The 15,446-nt window shown below is 62.4% G+C and carries 15 protein-coding genes and 1 riboswitch; of the genes, 7 read left to right on the top strand and 8 right to left on the bottom strand.

Annotated features, from left to right (window positions below):
- Positions 1-23 precede the first annotated feature (23 nt).
- Together QRN54_RS02390 and QRN54_RS02385 are read left to right on the top strand one after the other, a co-directional pair.
- Entirely contained in the window at positions 24-677 is a 654-nt protein-coding gene (locus QRN54_RS02390) for a response regulator (protein ID WP_285181524.1), read from the top strand.
- A gap of 91 nt (positions 678-768) precedes the next feature.
- Positions 769-1,398 (top strand): DsbA family oxidoreductase, encoded by a 630-nt coding sequence (locus QRN54_RS02385; RefSeq protein ID WP_228232432.1) that lies wholly within the window; start codon positions 769-771, stop codon positions 1,396-1,398.
- On the opposite strand, the gene QRN54_RS02380 is transcribed toward QRN54_RS02385, so the two are convergent.
- Positions 1,377-2,645: a GAF domain-containing protein gene (locus QRN54_RS02380; protein WP_285181546.1), complete on the bottom strand. Its 1,269-nt coding sequence runs from the start codon at positions 2,643-2,645 to the stop codon at positions 1,377-1,379. The two genes, QRN54_RS02385 and QRN54_RS02380, sit on opposite strands and share 22 nt — an antisense overlap.
- A gap of 77 nt (positions 2,646-2,722) precedes the next feature.
- Positions 2,723-3,502 carry an acetoin reductase gene (locus QRN54_RS02375; protein WP_020906092.1) on the bottom strand — a complete coding sequence of 260 codons (780 nt, stop codon included), beginning with the start codon at positions 3,500-3,502 and terminating at the stop codon, positions 2,723-2,725.
- 220 nt (positions 3,503-3,722) lie between these two features.
- On the opposite strand from QRN54_RS02375, the gene QRN54_RS02370 reads away from it, so the two are divergent.
- Positions 3,723-4,868, top strand: coding sequence for a hypothetical protein (locus tag QRN54_RS02370; protein WP_285181523.1), 1,146 nt, complete (start codon positions 3,723-3,725; stop codon positions 4,866-4,868).
- Between the two features lie 140 nt (positions 4,869-5,008).
- Entirely contained in the window at positions 5,009-6,844 is a 1,836-nt protein-coding gene (locus QRN54_RS02365) for a flavin-containing monooxygenase (protein WP_020968370.1), read from the top strand.
- Positions 6,845-6,903: 59 nt separating this feature from the next.
- Here the strand turns inward: QRN54_RS02365 and QRN54_RS02360 are convergent, their stop codons facing one another.
- From QRN54_RS02360 to mhuD, 3 genes are all read right to left on the bottom strand, one after another.
- Positions 6,904-7,680: a CbtA family protein gene (locus QRN54_RS02360; protein WP_285181522.1), complete on the bottom strand. Its 777-nt coding sequence runs from the start codon at positions 7,678-7,680 to the stop codon at positions 6,904-6,906.
- Positions 7,671-7,865: a CbtB domain-containing protein gene (locus QRN54_RS02355; RefSeq protein WP_003945915.1), complete on the bottom strand. Its 195-nt coding sequence runs from the start codon at positions 7,863-7,865 to the stop codon at positions 7,671-7,673. Before QRN54_RS02355 ends, QRN54_RS02360 begins: the two co-directional genes overlap by 10 nt.
- 25 nt (positions 7,866-7,890) lie before the next feature.
- Positions 7,891-8,029, bottom strand: a riboswitch (cobalamin riboswitch).
- Positions 8,030-8,117: 88 nt separating this feature from the next.
- On the bottom strand, positions 8,118-8,426 hold the full coding sequence (mhuD, locus tag QRN54_RS02350) for a mycobilin-forming heme oxygenase MhuD (protein WP_007726927.1): 309 nt from the start codon (positions 8,424-8,426) through the stop codon (positions 8,118-8,120).
- Between the two features lie 45 nt (positions 8,427-8,471).
- Here mhuD and QRN54_RS02345 point away from each other — a divergent pair, with 45 nt between their 5' ends.
- A complete protein-coding gene (locus QRN54_RS02345) occupies positions 8,472-9,209 on the top strand; it encodes an alpha/beta fold hydrolase (RefSeq protein ID WP_285181521.1) in 738 nt (245 codons plus the stop codon).
- On the opposite strand, the gene QRN54_RS02340 is transcribed toward QRN54_RS02345, so the two are convergent.
- Positions 9,194-9,619 carry an HIT family protein gene (locus tag QRN54_RS02340; RefSeq protein ID WP_003945905.1) on the bottom strand — a complete coding sequence of 142 codons (426 nt, stop codon included), beginning with the start codon at positions 9,617-9,619 and terminating at the stop codon, positions 9,194-9,196. The genes QRN54_RS02345 and QRN54_RS02340 overlap by 16 nt on opposite strands.
- A 38-nt stretch (positions 9,620-9,657) precedes the next feature.
- The gene (locus tag QRN54_RS02335; protein WP_285181520.1) at positions 9,658-12,342 is read right to left on the bottom strand and encodes a helix-turn-helix transcriptional regulator; all 2,685 of its coding nucleotides are present in this window, start codon (positions 12,340-12,342) and stop codon (positions 9,658-9,660) included.
- A gap of 227 nt (positions 12,343-12,569) precedes the next feature.
- Here QRN54_RS02335 and QRN54_RS02330 point away from each other — a divergent pair, with 227 nt between their 5' ends.
- Positions 12,570-13,481, top strand: a complete 912-nt coding sequence (locus QRN54_RS02330) for a hypothetical protein (RefSeq protein WP_054781752.1) — start codon at positions 12,570-12,572, stop codon at positions 13,479-13,481.
- 59 nt (positions 13,482-13,540) lie between these two features.
- The gene (locus QRN54_RS02325) at positions 13,541-14,566 is read left to right on the top strand and encodes a hypothetical protein (RefSeq protein ID WP_285181519.1); all 1,026 of its coding nucleotides are present in this window, start codon (positions 13,541-13,543) and stop codon (positions 14,564-14,566) included.
- Here QRN54_RS02325 and QRN54_RS02320 read toward each other — a convergent pair.
- The gene (locus QRN54_RS02320) at positions 14,563-15,444 is read right to left on the bottom strand and encodes an iron-sulfur binding domain-containing protein (protein WP_007726916.1); all 882 of its coding nucleotides are present in this window, start codon (positions 15,442-15,444) and stop codon (positions 14,563-14,565) included. The genes QRN54_RS02325 and QRN54_RS02320 overlap by 4 nt on opposite strands.
- Positions 15,445-15,446: the final 2 nt, after the last annotated feature.

Here is a 15,446-nt window from a genome sequence, read left to right as displayed (position 1 = left end):
GCTCTGGGTAATCTGAGCGCACTATGGACGCTGACTCGCGCATCACAGTTTTGATCGTCGACAACGACGCCTGGGTTCGGCGCGGAATGAAGGACATCCTGGAAGCAGCGCCGGACATCGTGGTGGTTGCCGAGGCCGAGGACGGCGATCAGGTCGCAGCCAAAGTCACTCGGTTTCGTCCGCACGTGGTGCTGATGGATCTGAAGATGGCACGGGTCGGTGGCTTGGAGGCCACCCGAGAGTTGATGACCATGAGCAATCCGCCGAAGGTCATTGCGATGACCGCCTTCGACGTCGACGACATGGTCGTGCAGGCGGTCGAGGCGGGCGCGCACAGTTTTCTGAGCAAGGACGCGGCCCCACAGGCGTTCCAGCAGGCAGTACGGGTGGTGGCGTCGGACCACTCGTTGTTCAGCTCCGATTCTCTACGTGCCATCGTGGCCTCGGCGCCGCGTCGGCAAGCACCCGACCTGACTCCCCTCGCTTCGCTCACCGAGCGTGAGCGCGAAGTGCTGACAATCCTGTCGACAGGCGCGGCCAACAGCGTCATCGCGGAGCGGCTGTACCTCGGTGAGACCACCGTCAAGACGCATATCTCCTCGTTGTTCGCCAAACTCGGTGTGCCCAACCGGGTGAGTGCGTCGTTGATCGCGTTCCGGTGTGGTCTGGTCACGTGATTCTGTGACCTCGTGACGCGAGCCGGGACTAATCCCGGCCCTGTTCGTTGTTGCACCTTCGGTGACTGATCAAATCGTGATTGACCAAGACGTGACCATCGAAGTGTGGTCTGACGTCGCTTGTCCGTGGTGCTACATCGGAAAGACCAGGTTCCTTTCGGCTCTGGATCGTTTCGAGAACAAGGACCGCGTCAACGTCATCTGGCGCTCGTACCAGCTCGCTCCGGAGACCCCGGTGGGAGAGGGACGAACCGAACTCGACGCCTTGGTCGAGATGAAGGGGATGGCGCCTGAACAGGTACGTCAGATGTTCGCCCACGTCAGCGCGACGGCAGCCGAGGTCGGCTTGACCTTGGACTTCGACACCGTGATCGCCGCCAACACCTTTGATGCGCACAGGTTGCTGCATCTCGCGGGTGAGCGGCAGAACGAACTCCTCGAAGCGCTGTTCAAAGCGCACTTCAGCGACGGCAAGGTGATCGACGACCGTGAGGTGCTGGTCGAGCTGGCCGTGAGCGTCGGCCTCGACGCCGACGTCGTGCGCGAGCAACTGGGCTCCGATGCCGCAGCCGAGGCTGTTCGCGAAGATCTGTCCATGGCCCGCCAACTGCAGGTCAGCGGCGTTCCGTTCTTCGTCGCCAACCGTGCGGTCGCAGTATCCGGCGCTCAACCCGAAGAGGTGTTTCTGCAGTTGCTTACTCAGGCCTCCGAACCGGCCTGAGTAAGGCGAGCGGCACGAACTGCCGGGGCGTTCGAGAACGGCAACAGATGTGCACCGTCGTCGGGGCAGGAAAGCGTGACGTGCGCTGCATCGACGAACCGGTACGGCTGCGCTGCAACAACTCCGGCAAGGTTCTTGCGCAGACGCGACATCTCGGCCCGCGCGGTCACCGTGCGGGCCGGGTCACCGAAAAGATCCTGCGCCAACCGCGATGCGGTCAGTCCACGCCTCTCGGATCCGAGGAGAAACAGAATCTCCGCATGCCGCTGGGTCGGGGAGTAGGCCCATTCGCCCAACCCCGACGTGACGGTCACCGACATGTTCTCGGAATCGCGCAGATCGATATGCACCGTGGGCGCACTGATTTTCTCGCCGGTGGCGATCGGCCGGACCACCCACCCGCCGGGAAGTGGATCCAGTTCGCACAGACCCAAAGCTGGGAACCACGTCCTGCCGGGAGCCAAAGCCGCGGGGAGCAGCACGCGCGAGCGATGAGGTAGCGCATCGACCGCCGCTACCCAGCCATGAGTATCGATCACCAATGCCGGTGATCCGCTACGAGCAAGCATCGGCCCTGCAACAGAACGCAATTGATCGAGATTGTCCCGATGCTTGTCGCGCAGGTGTGATTGCGCGAGGCGTGCGACGGCGTCGACCAGAGCGAGCGTCGTGGGATGGACGGTCTTGGCAGGACCACTGATGTCGACGACGCCGATGACACGGTCGTCCCGCGGATCGCGGATGGGCGCCCCCGCACACGTCCACGGATGATGGCTGCGCGCATAGTGTTCCGCCGAGAAGATCTGAACCGCCTGTCGTGACACCAATGCCGTTCCGATGGCATTGGTGCCGACGTTGTCCTCCGCCCAGTTCGCCCCTTCGACAAATCCCAGACGCGCAGCTTGGTCCAGTACGCGATGGGAACCGCTGCGCCACAGTACAGTTCCGCGAAGATCTGCGACGACCATGATGTTCTCACCGCTCGCGGTGACCGATTCGAGTCCGCGTGTCACGTCGTCGAGGACGTCGTACAGTCCGGACTCACGACGACGGAGATCGAGTTCGGCGACGTCCATCGACGGTTCGACCCGGCTGTGCTCGGGATCGATACCGAGTTCGCGCAGGCGCTGCCACGATTGGCGAACCACGTCCCTCGGGCGGGCCGGTGCGCGGTCTCCGGCCATCGTCGCGTCGTACACCGCGGCGAGGGTCCTCGCGTAGTCGCGAGGATCCTCGCCGGGCGGCATCGCAGGCTCTGGCAACCGCTTTTTCAGTGAAGACACCGCTTTCGGCGAAGACGCCGCTTTCAGTGAAGACACCTCGGTCAGCGGTAGACGAGGCCGCCGTCGATGAGACCGGCCTGCCCGGTCATGTAGTCGGAATCGGGCCCAGCGAGGTACGAGACGAAACCGGCTACGTCGTCGGGGGTTTCAGCTCGACCCAGCGCAATTCCGCCGACGAACTTCTCGTAGGTGGCGCCCTCTGGCGCACCGGTCAACTCGGCGAACCTCTTGTCGATCGTCACCCACATGTCGGTGCCCACGACGCCGGGGCAGTACGCGTTGACGGTGATTCCGTCGGACGCGTATTCCTTGGCCGCAGCCTGAGTGAGGGCCCTGACCGCGAATTTTGTTGCGCTGTAAACACCTAACATGGCGAACCCGTCGTGACCGGCAATGGACGACGCGTTGATGATCTTTCCGCGCTGACCGAGCGCCTGGAACTTTGCCGCTGCAGCTTGAATTCCCCACAGGACACCGTCGACGTTGACGCTCCAGATCTTGGAGACCTCTTCCGGCGTCGCATCGGAGATCGGGCCGACGAGAGCGATTCCCGCGTTGTTGACGATGACGTCGAATCCGCTCAACTCACTGTGCGCGTGTTCGACTGCGGCGTGAACCTGCGCGCGATCGCTGACATCGGCGATAAACGTCGTCGCACGACGACCGATCTGTCTGATCTCGTCGGCAACCGCATCCAGCTTGGTCTGGTCGAGGTCGACCAACGCGATGTCGGCGCCGTCGTGGGCGAGGCGGAGAGCGATTCCGCGTCCGATGCCTTGGCCGGCGCCGGTGACCAGTACTACCTTGCCCGTGATGCTCATGCAGTTTCTCCTCGTAAGCAGTGAACCAGTCGGTTGTGAACCGGTGAGTGATTTGTATGTGACGGCGACCACAATGCGGAAGGGTTGCACCGTGTTGCAATTCCGCAGAATGGGGCAGCGGTTGCAACCCTCGGCAACCCTCCCGGTACCCCGCGCGACGGCTCCATAGTTGCGCCACCACTTCGCGAATCATCTTGCGAGACAATCTGGGAGAGGGCACATGACCGCTACAGTCGACACACCCACGGAACCGGCCACGCCGAGCCGACAACCGTCACGCCGCTGGATCGGGTTCGGGATCGCGAACCTCGTGATCGTTCTCGTGCTGGCCGTGGCGAGTTGGTACCTTCTGGCCGATCCGACCACCAGTCCCTGGAGTTTCTATCCTCTGCCGTTCAACGCGGCGCTTTTCTGGGCAATCCTTTTTGTGGTGTTCATCGGCTTCAATTGCGAGTTCGCCGGCTTCGACCGACTCCCGCAGCCGGCGAAAGGCCTGGCGATCATGGTCGCGACCGCGGTCTTCGCCGTCGTGGTGACGTGGCTCCTGGCAAACGGCTTGGGGAGTTTGTACCCGGATTTCGCGGCCGATCGTGAGGGCGGCCTCGGATATTTCGCGGGTGCGCTGTTCGTACTCTTCGGCTTTGGGACCTGGGTGATGGTGGTCCTGAACTGGCAGCATTGGCCGTGGACTTCCCTGGGGATGAAGCAGCCGTTGGTGGGTTTGTGTGAGATCGCGTTTGTCGCCGTCCCGACGCTGGCGCTGTACTTCGTGTTCGGTCTGCCGTCCGTGTCGCTGTCCGCCACGGATCCGTTGATGACCGTCGACACCGTGCTCGGGTGGTTCTACTGCGTCGTGGTGGTCGTGATCCTGACTGGCCAGACGCTCGACAACTGGCCGTGGCGACTGTTCGGCGGCGGGGGTAAGACGGCGCTCGCAGCCACGATCGGTAACTTCGCCGTCGGAACCGGCTTGTACTTCGTGGCGCTTCCAGTGGTGAAGGCACTTTTGGGAAGCGATGCCGTTGCCGAGTTGGGCGGTGTGATCCATCAATTCCCGGCGCAGCTCGGTGTGTGCTGGGCATTCTGGATGATCTTCTGGGCCAACGCCTTCGGTAACAAACCCACGGGCTTTGCGGACGGGGTCAACCTGGCGATCCGCGCGCTGCTCACGTTTGTGCTCGCGGTGGTCACATTCTTGTTCTATTACCGCTTTGCAGCAGAGCACATTCTTCACGAGCCGGCAGTTGTCGACGGATTACACGGCAATGCACTGGGTTTCGTGGATTGGGCCGTGTTGTGGACGTTGTTCTACGTCGTGGGATTTCAGTCGCTGGGACTCGGCAAATTCAAGCCTGCTGAGGGGTGAGTCGGTTGCCCGCACATCGGTGCGGGCAACCGGTGTCGGACGCCGGCACCGCGTCCACTGATTGCAACAGACTGCAACGCTTGTGACCGGGGCCACTTATGGGATGTGCTGTGTGTCACATTCACAAACAAGGAGAAGTGATGACGCAAACCATCGATTCCGCAGTCACCCCCGAGGTGAAGTTGACGGCGGTGACACCTCAGGAACGCGTCGACGCCTGGCTGGCGGATTTCGAGTCGGCCCTCGCGGCTCGTGACATCGAGCGTGTGGCAGGCAAATTTGCACTCGACAGCTTCTGGCGCGACTTGGTGTCGTTCACCTGGAACATCAAGACCGTCGAAGGTCGCGAGCAGATTGCCGACATGCTCTCCGAGCGTCTCGACGACACCGATCCTTCGGGATTCCGGACCACCGAGACACCCGACGAAGCCGACGGCGTCACGTCGGCCTGGATCGAATTCGAGACTGCAACCGGTCGCGCGCACGGGCACCTTCGTTTGAAAGGAGATGAAGGTTGGACCCTGCTGACGTCGTTGCAGGAATTGAAGGGACACGAAGAAGGTAAGGGCACTCGCCGGCCTCGTGGCGCCAAGCATGGGGCAGACCCGAACCGCATCACGTGGGCCGAGCAGAAGGAGATCGAAGACCGCGAACTCGGTTACACCACACAGCCTTACGTCGTGATCGTCGGCGGCGGCCAGGGCGGCATCGCGCTCGGCGCCCGGATGCGTCAGCTCGGAGTACCGGCCATCGTGATCGACAGCCACGAGCGACCCGGCGATCAGTGGCGCGGACGCTACAAGTCCCTGTGCCTGCACGATCCGGTTTGGTACGACCACCTGCCCTACATGCCGTTCCCCGACAACTGGCCGGTGTTCGCGCCCAAGGACAAGATCGGCGACTGGCTCGAGATGTACACCAAGGTCATGGAGGTTCCGTACTGGAGTTCCACGACCTGCACCTCGGCGTCGTTCGACGAGAAGACCCAGGAATGGACCGTCGAGGTCAACCGCAACGGCGAGAAGTTGACGTTGCGTCCCAAGCAGTTGGTGATGGCGACGGGTATGTCCGGCAAGGCCAACGTTCCGACGTTCCCCGGGCAGGACAAGTTCCTCGGCGATCAGCACCACTCGAGCAAGCACCCCGGCCCGGATCAGTACGTGGGCAAGAAGGTCGTCGTGATCGGGGCCAACAACTCCTCGCACGACATCTGCGGCGCACTGTGGGAGAACGGTATCGACGTCACGATGGTGCAGCGCAGCTCGACGCACATCGTGAAGTCGGATTCGCTGATGGATTTGGGCTTGGGCGATCTGTACTCGGAGCGAGCACTGGCCGCCGGCATGACGACACACAAGGCGGACCTCACGTTCGGTTCGCTGCCGTACCGGATCATGCACGAGTTCCAGATCCCGGTGTACGACGCAATCCGTGAGCGCGACAAGGATTTCTACGATCGCCTCGAGAAGGCGGGCTTCGAGCACGACTGGGGCGACGACGGTTCGGGCCTGTTCATGAAGTACCTACGCCGTGGCTCGGGCTACTACATCGATGTCGGCGCTGCCGAACTGGTTGCCAATGGAGACATCAAGCTCGCGCACGGCAACATTCGTGAGCTGACCGAGAACAGCGTGATCCTCGAAGACGGTACGGAATTGCCTGCCGACGTGGTGGTCTACGCGACCGGCTACGGCTCGATGAATGGCTGGGTGGCGGATCTGATCGGTCAGGACACCGCCGACAAGGTCGGCAAGGTGTGGGGCCTGGGGTCGAACACCACCAAGGATCCGGGACCGTGGGAAGGCGAGCAGCGCAACATGTGGAAGCCGACGCAGCAGGAAGCGCTGTGGTTCCACGGAGGCAATCTGCACCAGTCGCGCCACTACTCGCTGTACTTGGCGTTGCAATTGAAGGCGCGTTACGAGGGCATCCCGACGCCGGTGTACGGACTGCAAGAAGTGCATCATCTGAGCTGAAAAAGAACTGCTGTGCGCCTTTATTAACCGCGGGAGGTTAATAAAGGCGCACAGCAGGTTCAGCGAAGGGCGTACTTCTTTGCTACTTCGGTGTCCTTGGTCGCGCGCTCGGTGAGGAAGGCGAATGCCAACCCGAGCACGAGCCAGAGCGTCGCCTGCGTAGCGAGCGAGGAAAGTCGGAACTCCCACAGCAGAGTTGCCGGGAAGTCCTCGCCCACCTCGTTGATGCCGGGAAGCGAGACGTAACCGATCGCGACGATCACCAGGAACGCAGCCACCGGAGCAGCGATGCGCACACTGAGGAACTCGTGCCCGGAAACTGCCTTTGCAGCCGCTGCTGCCGCGGTGACGGACAGCAGCCCGAGAATCACGGCGGCCAGCCACAGCAGTGTGCGCTGGTTGATGGTGTCGGGATCTCCGACGGCCGGCGGATTGGCCGGGTACTTGAAAAAGGGGACAGCCTCGATAGCCAGCCAACCACCGACGGCGATGGTGATCGCCAACAACGGCCCGGACATTCCGGTGAGTCGTCGAGCGTAATTGGCAACGACCGAGAAGATCGCCCCGAGCGCCAGTCCGGCAAGCGCCGTGGCCAGGAACAGCCCGGCGCGCTGCCCGTCGCGGCTCACCAGTGGTTCTTCTTCGTCACCGTGCGAATGCCCAGCGGCTTCGCCGGAAACCTCACCGGTGGCGCTGTTGGCTTCTTCGATCGCAATGGCAGCGTTGACGTGCGGTTCACCCAGCACGAATGCAACTCCGCCGGCAAGGATGCCTGCGATCAGACCAGCCAACAAACCACGAATGAGAAGCTTCGTGAAATTGTCGACTAGTGGCACGGCAGGCCCATCAAGTGTCGACCGTCGTGCATCAATTCATGCATGTACATGCCGGTGCGAGAGATAGCGCCCTGGTCGAATCCGACCAGGTAGAGAGCCAGCATCGCGAACAGAACTACTGCAGCGGCGAGGAAAGCAAGACGAGTCGAATCGATCGACGTATCGGGAGAATAGGCGAGAGCCATCGAAGCCTCCTGGGATTTTCGCGTCCCCTAGGTCCATGCGATGGCCGAAGTGTCTGGCTGTCGAAATAGTCGTGCCGAAAAAGGCACTTCACCTCGAATTACAGTGGCGCGACCGCTCCGGGCTTTCACCGGATTCCTGTCGGACCATCGCGTTTACATGCGAACTTTTGCACTACAGCCCGCACCGTGTCAACGCGTGAAGCCGAGATGACCGTCGATTGTGCCCGCCAAGGCAGGCACAATCGCTCGAGATCAGCTCTTTGCGGCGACGTCCAGGACAACTTCGAATTCGAGCAACGACGCACCCGAAGCGACGGGCTTCGCGCGCTCGCCGGAATGGGCTTCACGGGCGGGGCCGTCACGCCAATCGGCGAACGCCTGCTCGGACTCCCATTGGGTCACCACGAAGTAGCGGCTCTCACCGGCGGTGGGGCGGAGGAGTTGGAATCCGAGAAAGCCCGGGGAGTTCTCGACTGCGTGAGCGCGTGCTGCGAAGCGCTTCTCCAGTTCGGGGCCGGCGCCCTCGGGGACCTCGATTGCATTGATCTTCACGACTGCCATGCAAGCGACATTACCCGCGCACCTTCACCGCGTACCGTGACACTCGTGTTGCATGACGAAGGTGGAACGGGACAACCGATTCTGTTGTTGCACGGCCTCATGGGCAGCTCCCGAACGTGGCGACGCCAGGTGCCGTGGATCCGCGAGTTCGGCCACGTCTACACCTTCGACGCTGCCGGTCACGGCAGGCCGGCGCCAGCGGCACTGACTACCGAGGCATTCGTCGAGGACCTGACATCGGCGGTTGCGTCCATCGAGGAGCCGATGATCGTGATCGGTCATTCGATGGGGGCTCTGCATGCGTGGTGCTTCGCCGCCGCGCATCCCGAAAAGGTTTGTGCGCTGGTCCTCGAAGACATGGCCCCGGACTTTCGTGGACGCACCGCTGCGGACTGGGCGCAGATGATCTCGGCGTGGCCGCAGCCGTTTGCTTCCGAGGAGGCGATGAAGGAATTCTTCGGCCCCGTCGCCGGCAAGTACTTTCTCGATTCTTTCGACCGCCGCGACGACGGGTGGTACCTGCACGGCGACGTGTCGACCTTCCGCGACATCTCGGAGGAGTGGGGCACGAGGCATTTCTGGGATCAGTGGAAGGCGATCGAGGTGCCGACCTTGCTGATCGAGGGAGAGTTCACCATCACCCCTGAGGGACAGATGCGAGAGATGGCCGAGAGGCCGGGAACTCGGTACGTACGTATTGCCGATGCAGGCCACCTGGTCCACGACGATCAACCGCAGCGCTATCGCGAAGTGGTGACGGAATTCCTTCACACGGTGAGCTGACTTCGGATCGACGCGCCCACCTGCTCCAGCTCGACGGCTCGCCTGGCCAGGAGTCCGGCAGCGAACTTCGCCTTGTCGCCGCGATGGCGGGGGACGACGTGCAGGTGCGAGTGGAACACGGTTTGGCCCGCGGCACGCCCGTCGTTGACGAGAAAGTTGACTCCGTCAGCGGCGATGTCGCAGCGGCGTAGAGCTCCGGCGATGAGCGTGCCGACGCGGAACATCTCTGCGCCTTCGTGACTTTCGAGAGCATCGAGGTTCTCTGCATGACGCTTGGGGACCACCAGGGTGTGTCCGCGACTCACCGGCCGTGCATCGAGGAATGCGAGAGTTGTCTCGCTCTCGTGAACGAGAATCGCCGGCTCGGTCAGCGCGACGATCTTGCAGAAGACGCAGGAATCGGTGCTCATGCCTACAGAATGTAGTCCGAAATCAGATCCGACCCTGACTACAGCAAGCGCAGTTGGCGTGCCCTCGTGATCGCTTCGTTTCGATTGTGTACGTCGAGCTTCTTGTAGAGAGTGCGCAGTTGAGTCTTGACGGTGTTGACGGACACGTACAGTTTGTCGGCCATCGCAGCCGACCCCATGCCGAGCGCCAGGAGTGAGAGGACTTTCTGCTCGCGTTCGGTCAGCTCCACGATATGTACGAATTCCGGAAATGATTCCGCAGGCGACCTTTTCGAGAATTCGGCGAGTGCACGCGATTTCGTTTCGGCCATCGATTCGAGTTTCTCGACGTCCGCCGATGCGATGGTCGCGAACGAACGTAGAAGTCCGGTCTGATCCGCGATGCTGCACGCTCTGGACCACTCCTGAGAGGCGAGGCGTGGCTCACCCAGCTCGGAGTGTGCAACCGCTTGCACCAGAAGCGATTCCATCTGTGCCCGCGGATAGGATACGCCAGACCAGTCGAACTGGTGACACAGCGCCACCGCGGCCTCGTTCTGGCCGATCCGCTGACGCAAACGTGCCACCGACGTGAGCGTCCACGGATTGGCGGCAGGATCGATGATCTCCTTGGCCAGTGCTACGGCATTGTTCCCCTGTCCGAGAGCGAGCAAGAGATCGATCTCTGCGGATTGCAACAGAGGAAGCGCGAAGGATGTAGCCGTGTACTGCTTGGAATGTGCTTCGATCGCATTGTGGAGCAACAGTAGTGCCGCAGTGTGGTCGCCGGAGGTCAAGGCGAATTGGCAATGCGCATAGACGACGAATGCCCACAGTTCCTCGGTGTCGGACGGAAGACCGAGTTCGGTCAATGCGAGACGTGCGTCGGCGAAGTCGAGTGTGTCGAGAGCAGTGAGCGCCCGTGCTGTCAGGCCGGCGATCTTGACCACAGGTTCGAGCCAACCGCCGGGGTCCGGATGCTTCTGTTCGAGTTCGGACCAGTGTGTGGCCTGCCGCGGCTCACCAGCCAGCGCCCAATTCAGGGCGGCACTTCCCGCAGAGTTACGAGCGATGAAGTCGACTCCATGAGACAGGGCGCCGTGGTACGCCATTCGTGCCTTGATCGTGGATTCTGTGAACCTGCCGCTCAATTGAAAATTGATCGCCCATTGAAGTCGCATGAGAGGGAGCTGTGCGCTGACCGCTTCCGGGTTGTTCTCCAGCGCACTGCGACTGAGATGAGACAGGCGCCTGGTGGTTTCTGCTGCGAGCCCGTACTCGCCTGCCATCCTGAGCATGATCGATTGAACGCAGGCAATGCTCAAGGCGTCCTTCGCGCCGGCTTCAGCGCCGAGAGCCCACAGTTCTGCCGGCGATTCGGGTAGCAAGTCGACTACCGTCGAGCGCTCGCTCGGATGCATGAACAGTGCGCGCCCTGCCTCCACGGCAGAGTGTTTGTCCGCTGCTTCCGCCGGAATCCGTTGGAGAGCAGAGCGAACCGAGTCCAGATTGTGGACGATCATCGTCACCCAGTGTTGCTCGACGATGTCTACTGCCAGGGTCCAGTTCTGTGCCTCGACCGCGTAGTCCAGCGCCGACGCGTGATGACCGTGGTCGAGTCGGTTGTGTGCGAGGAACGAAAGACGTTGCGCCGGATCGACTCCAGCGCGCTTTTGGTGCGCGAGTATCGATCGACGAATGGCGGGAGGCAGCTCCCAGGTTTCTTCGGCTTCGGTCTCGACCCGTGACAACAACCCGGCTGTCTCCAGTATCGCCAGGCGCACGCGAATCTGATGAACGGTCTCGCCATCCTCAGGGTGTTGGGACTCGAACAGCATGGCGGCGATGTCGACGGTGATCGATCGCGCAAAGGCCGTCGCGAGCAGGAACTCGAGTTGTTCCACATGATCAGCGGTCATGAGAACGGATTTGTTCACGTAGTCGTCGATCGCCTGCGCGATGTTCTTCCTGATCATCTGCTCGCGGTTGCGGCTACCCGATGTCTGGACGGCGGGAACGGCGACACGAACCAGCGCTGGCAGCCCACCTGTCAGGGATGTGATTTGTTCGGCATCACCGTCAGTCGTGTTTACGTCAGCTTGTGCGAGCAAATGGGCGGTATCGGCTCTCGTGAACAACAGCTCACTCGCGCCTATCACCTCGTGGTCCGTGTCGAGCAGGTACGGCTCGGAGAACATGCCGAAGCCCGAGAGCGTGACCACGAGGTCCAGGTTGTGACAGAGGGCGAGGAGTTCGATCAACTGATCGTCCAACTCTGGTTCCGATATCAGATCCGGCCTGATCAGCACGAGCAGCACGGGGCGGCTGAGGGCGTTCAGGGATTTGGCGACAGCGGTGAAAGGATCGGCGAGATCGTCGACGTCGGGCAGTGCGATTCCGGCAGCGTGGATTCGATCGAGGACAACGGCCCAGAAATCTTCGAGTGTCGACGAGGGCCGTGGGGCCGAGACCCAGACGAGTATTCGTTCGGATGCCAAATGGGCGCGCAGCCACGATGCGATCAACGACGATTTCCCGTGGCCGTTCGGTGCACGGACGATGGTCAGCGCGGCACGTCGGTCAAGTTTGTCGAAGAGCGCTTGCCGGGGAATCGACGTCGCGAGGGTGCGCCTTTCGGGAATAGCTGCCCAGTCGTGGCCGTCCATCCCGAACATCAGCGCGGACCCTTTCTGCTTTCGCGCCCCGCAATGATTGAAGAGTTTGGGCGGATTGTCTCGATCCATCTATCTACAGGGAGGAGCGTAGCTGGTGCGAATCCAGAGCGTGCCATCCCGGGCAATTCACCCGGGAATTCACCCCGGCTGAGAGAAGTTCACCCACACAATCACGCCGTCACCATTGGCTTTCGAGTCCCTCGAGCGACTTCTATTGAACGTAGCTCGGGATTCGCCAAATGTGGCCGCGAGCGCCTGTCGGAGGCCCGAGAGAGTCAGACATCGAAAGGAGCGTCGTGAGAACTCGTCTGTCAGAGGTGCGGTCGAAGGCCGTTGTCGTCGGACTCCGGCCGAGAGCGTGGCGCCGAGGAGTGCGAGGTATCGGCATAGTTGTCGTGACCGGAGCTCTGGTGGTCGGCGCTGCTGCGCTCGGCTTGCTGCCGATGCAGTCGGATGTTCGATTGGCGGCCGAGGGAGAGTTCGTGCCTCCCTTCACCGTCGAGTTGACGGCGATTGACGGTGCACCGCCCTTCGATCCCGCTGACGGTCCAGGGCTCGATTCGGGACCGTCCAACGGCATTGTCCGAGAGGGTGATCCGGTGACGTATGTCATCGACATCGGTGTCCGGGGCAACCCGCTCTCCGACGTGGTCGTGCAACTTCCGGTGCCTCGAGGTTTCGTTCTGCCGTCCGTGCCTGATTACTGCGGAGACGGCTCGGGTGTCGACGAGGTCGGATTACATTGCCTGATAGGCAATCTGGAAGCGGACCGGTACTTCACCCGAACGGCGACGATGACTGCGGGAAAGCGGGAAGACGCCGACGGTCTACCGATCGCTGCACTGGTCACCGCAGATCGGGGGGCGGTTCGCGTGCGGTCGGGCGATGTCACGGTGCGGGTGGCGACCACCCCGGGAGTGTGTGATCCGTACGGGATTTCTGTTGGTGGTCAGAGAAGCCAGTGGGCTGCTGTCTCGGCAGATGGACGAATCTCAGGTCTGGTGACATCGGGCATCTCGGAGGCGGTGGTGATCGACGGCGTCGATCAATGCGGGCACGCGACAGCGCGGACGGTGAAACCGTTCGAGGGTCACTTCTCGTTTGTCGGACTGCTACCGGGGACGTATCGCGTCACGGTCGACGGCCGAGCGCCGGTGGATGTGGTGCTGGAACCAGGTGCAATGGCGGTCGGTGGCCTGACGTTCTGATACAGCTTCGCAGGAATGGCAACACTCGTAACAGTCAGTAGCAGTCAATGGAGGATCCAGTGCGTGAAAGCCTGGGCGTTGTATTCGAAAATCAGTCAATTTCAACAGCTCTCGTAGATGCGGACACACCCCTTCTTGGCTCGATCGACGAGTTCCGTCACCCCTGGGGTGCAGACGGGACTGTTCCCTCTCCGCAAGCGTCGGCGCGCGCACTCGCCTCCGCGGCCGAGGTCGCCACCGGTCGAGCCCTGCGCTCGAATCTGTGCCCCACCGTCGTCGGAGTGATGTGCGAGCGTGCGGACGTGCGCGAACTTGTCTCGGATTCGTTGTCCTCCAGTCCTTTCGAGAACATCGAGTTGGTCAACGGTCTCGACGCACGGCTTGCCTACCTTCGGACGGTCGACGCTCTCATTGGTGTTTCGCCGATTCTCGCGTTCTGGCCGGACGGCAGTGAGACCGTGATCGCGGCCGTCGACCCGAGAGCAGGCGTCGTGGACTCGGCGCATCGTTACGACACGGCCGAGTTGCTTGCGGACAGCTCGACGTTTGCTGCGACATTGGACCTCCTCGTCGCCGAACGAGACCCTGTGCCCAAGATGCTCGTCGCCATGCTCGTGAAGGAAGACTCTCGGCAGCCGTCCGCGGAAGCCGCTGAACTGGCAGGTCTCGGCTTCCTGTTTCTCGGCGAGCGGACCCAACTGGCGATAGGGGCTGCGCTGGTAGCGGCCGATCGCGGAAGCGAAGTTCGGTCCGGTGGCGGCATGGCTGCCCGGCCCGTCAACAGGGTCCGGTGGGCGGCGGCAATAGTACTGCCGCTTCTACTCATGTTGACGGGGTTGCTGATCGCTCTGTCGCCGGACGGGTCGCGCGCGGTGTCCACGGATAGCCCGAACATCGGCGCCGAGTCGGCGACCTCCACCAGCGGGCCCCCGCCCGGCGCTGCCCTACAGATTCCGACGCTTGCGCCTTGCGATCCAGTGGTGCCTGCCGTTCCTGCTGTACTTCGGCGTTCTGATCCGGAAGTCGCACCGCTCCAGACCGACGAACCCTCAGCCGAAGAATGCACCCCGCTGCGAGTCGGCTAAGCCGTACCCTCTCCGGCCAGCGCAAACAGGCCGTCGTCGGTCTGCTCGACCAGTCCGTCGACCAGCAGTGAATGCAACGCACGGTCACGCTGACCCGGATCGGCCGGCCAGACGATGTCGAGTTGCGCGCGCTCGACCGGACGGTGACTCTCGCGAAGAACGGCCATCAATTTTCCACGAACCTGGCGATCTGTGCCCGCGAACTTCTGCACCTTCTTGGGTGGTCCGGTGTGTGCCGGTTTGCCCGAAGCGACCCACGCGCAGTTCGGCAAAGGGCAGTTCTCGCAGTTCGGGTTCCGCGCCGTGCAGATCAGTGCACCGAGTTCCATGAGAGCTGCGCTGTAGGTGGCGGCGCGCGCACGCGTCCTCGGCAGCAGCGCCGCCACGTCGGCGAGGTCTCGCGTGTTGGACGGGTTCCCGGGTTCCGCATTGCCGTGGACGGCTCGCGCAACTACGCGTCGTACGTTGGTGTCCACCACAGGCACTCGCTGTCCGTAGGCGAAACACGCGACGGCGCGGGCGGTGTACGAACCGATTCCCGGTAGCGAGAGCAAGGTATCGACGTCTTCCGGGACCACGTCACCGTGCTCGGCAGCCAGGACGCCCGCGCATTCGTGTAACCGCAGCGCGCGTCGTGGATAACCGAGTTTGCCCCACGCGCGAAGCACCTCTGCCTGGCTCGACGCTGCCATCGCCGACGGCACCGGCCAGCGCTCGACCCACTCTTCCCAGATTGGCGCAACGCGCACCACCGGCGTCTGCTGGAGCATGATCTCGCTCATCAGGATCTGCCAGGCACTGACGCCCTCGCGTCGCCACGGCAGGTCGCGAGCCGTCTCGGAGTACCACTTCAGCAGCACCGAAGATTCCACTGCCACTG

Source organism: Rhodococcus sp. MEB032, from assembly GCF_030208925.1.
Lineage (GTDB): Bacteria > Actinomycetota > Actinomycetes > Mycobacteriales > Mycobacteriaceae > Rhodococcus_F > Rhodococcus_F qingshengii.
This window is presented reverse-complemented; position numbering and strand designations above follow the sequence as displayed.

Bases quoted from the DNA above. Each gene is read 5' to 3' on its own strand.
- QRN54_RS02390 (WP_285181524.1), top strand. From the start codon at position 24: ATGGACGCTGACTCGCGCATCACAGTTTTGATCGTCGACAACGACGCC.
- QRN54_RS02380 (WP_285181546.1), bottom strand. From the start codon at position 2,645: ATGCCGCCCGGCGAGGATCCTCGCGACTACGCGAGGACCCTCGCCGCG.
- QRN54_RS02375 (WP_020906092.1), bottom strand. From the start codon at position 3,502: ATGAGCATCACGGGCAAGGTAGTACTGGTCACCGGCGCCGGCCAAGGC.
- QRN54_RS02370 (WP_285181523.1), top strand. From the start codon at position 3,723: ATGACCGCTACAGTCGACACACCCACGGAACCGGCCACGCCGAGCCGA.
- QRN54_RS02365 (WP_020968370.1), top strand. From the start codon at position 5,009: ATGACGCAAACCATCGATTCCGCAGTCACCCCCGAGGTGAAGTTGACG.
- QRN54_RS02355 (WP_003945915.1), bottom strand. From the start codon at position 7,865: ATGGCTCTCGCCTATTCTCCCGATACGTCGATCGATTCGACTCGTCTT.
- mhuD (WP_007726927.1), bottom strand. From the start codon at position 8,426: ATGGCAGTCGTGAAGATCAATGCAATCGAGGTCCCCGAGGGCGCCGGC.
- QRN54_RS02340 (WP_003945905.1), bottom strand. From the start codon at position 9,619: ATGAGCACCGATTCCTGCGTCTTCTGCAAGATCGTCGCGCTGACCGAG.
- QRN54_RS02335 (WP_285181520.1), bottom strand. From the start codon at position 12,342: ATGGATCGAGACAATCCGCCCAAACTCTTCAATCATTGCGGGGCGCGA.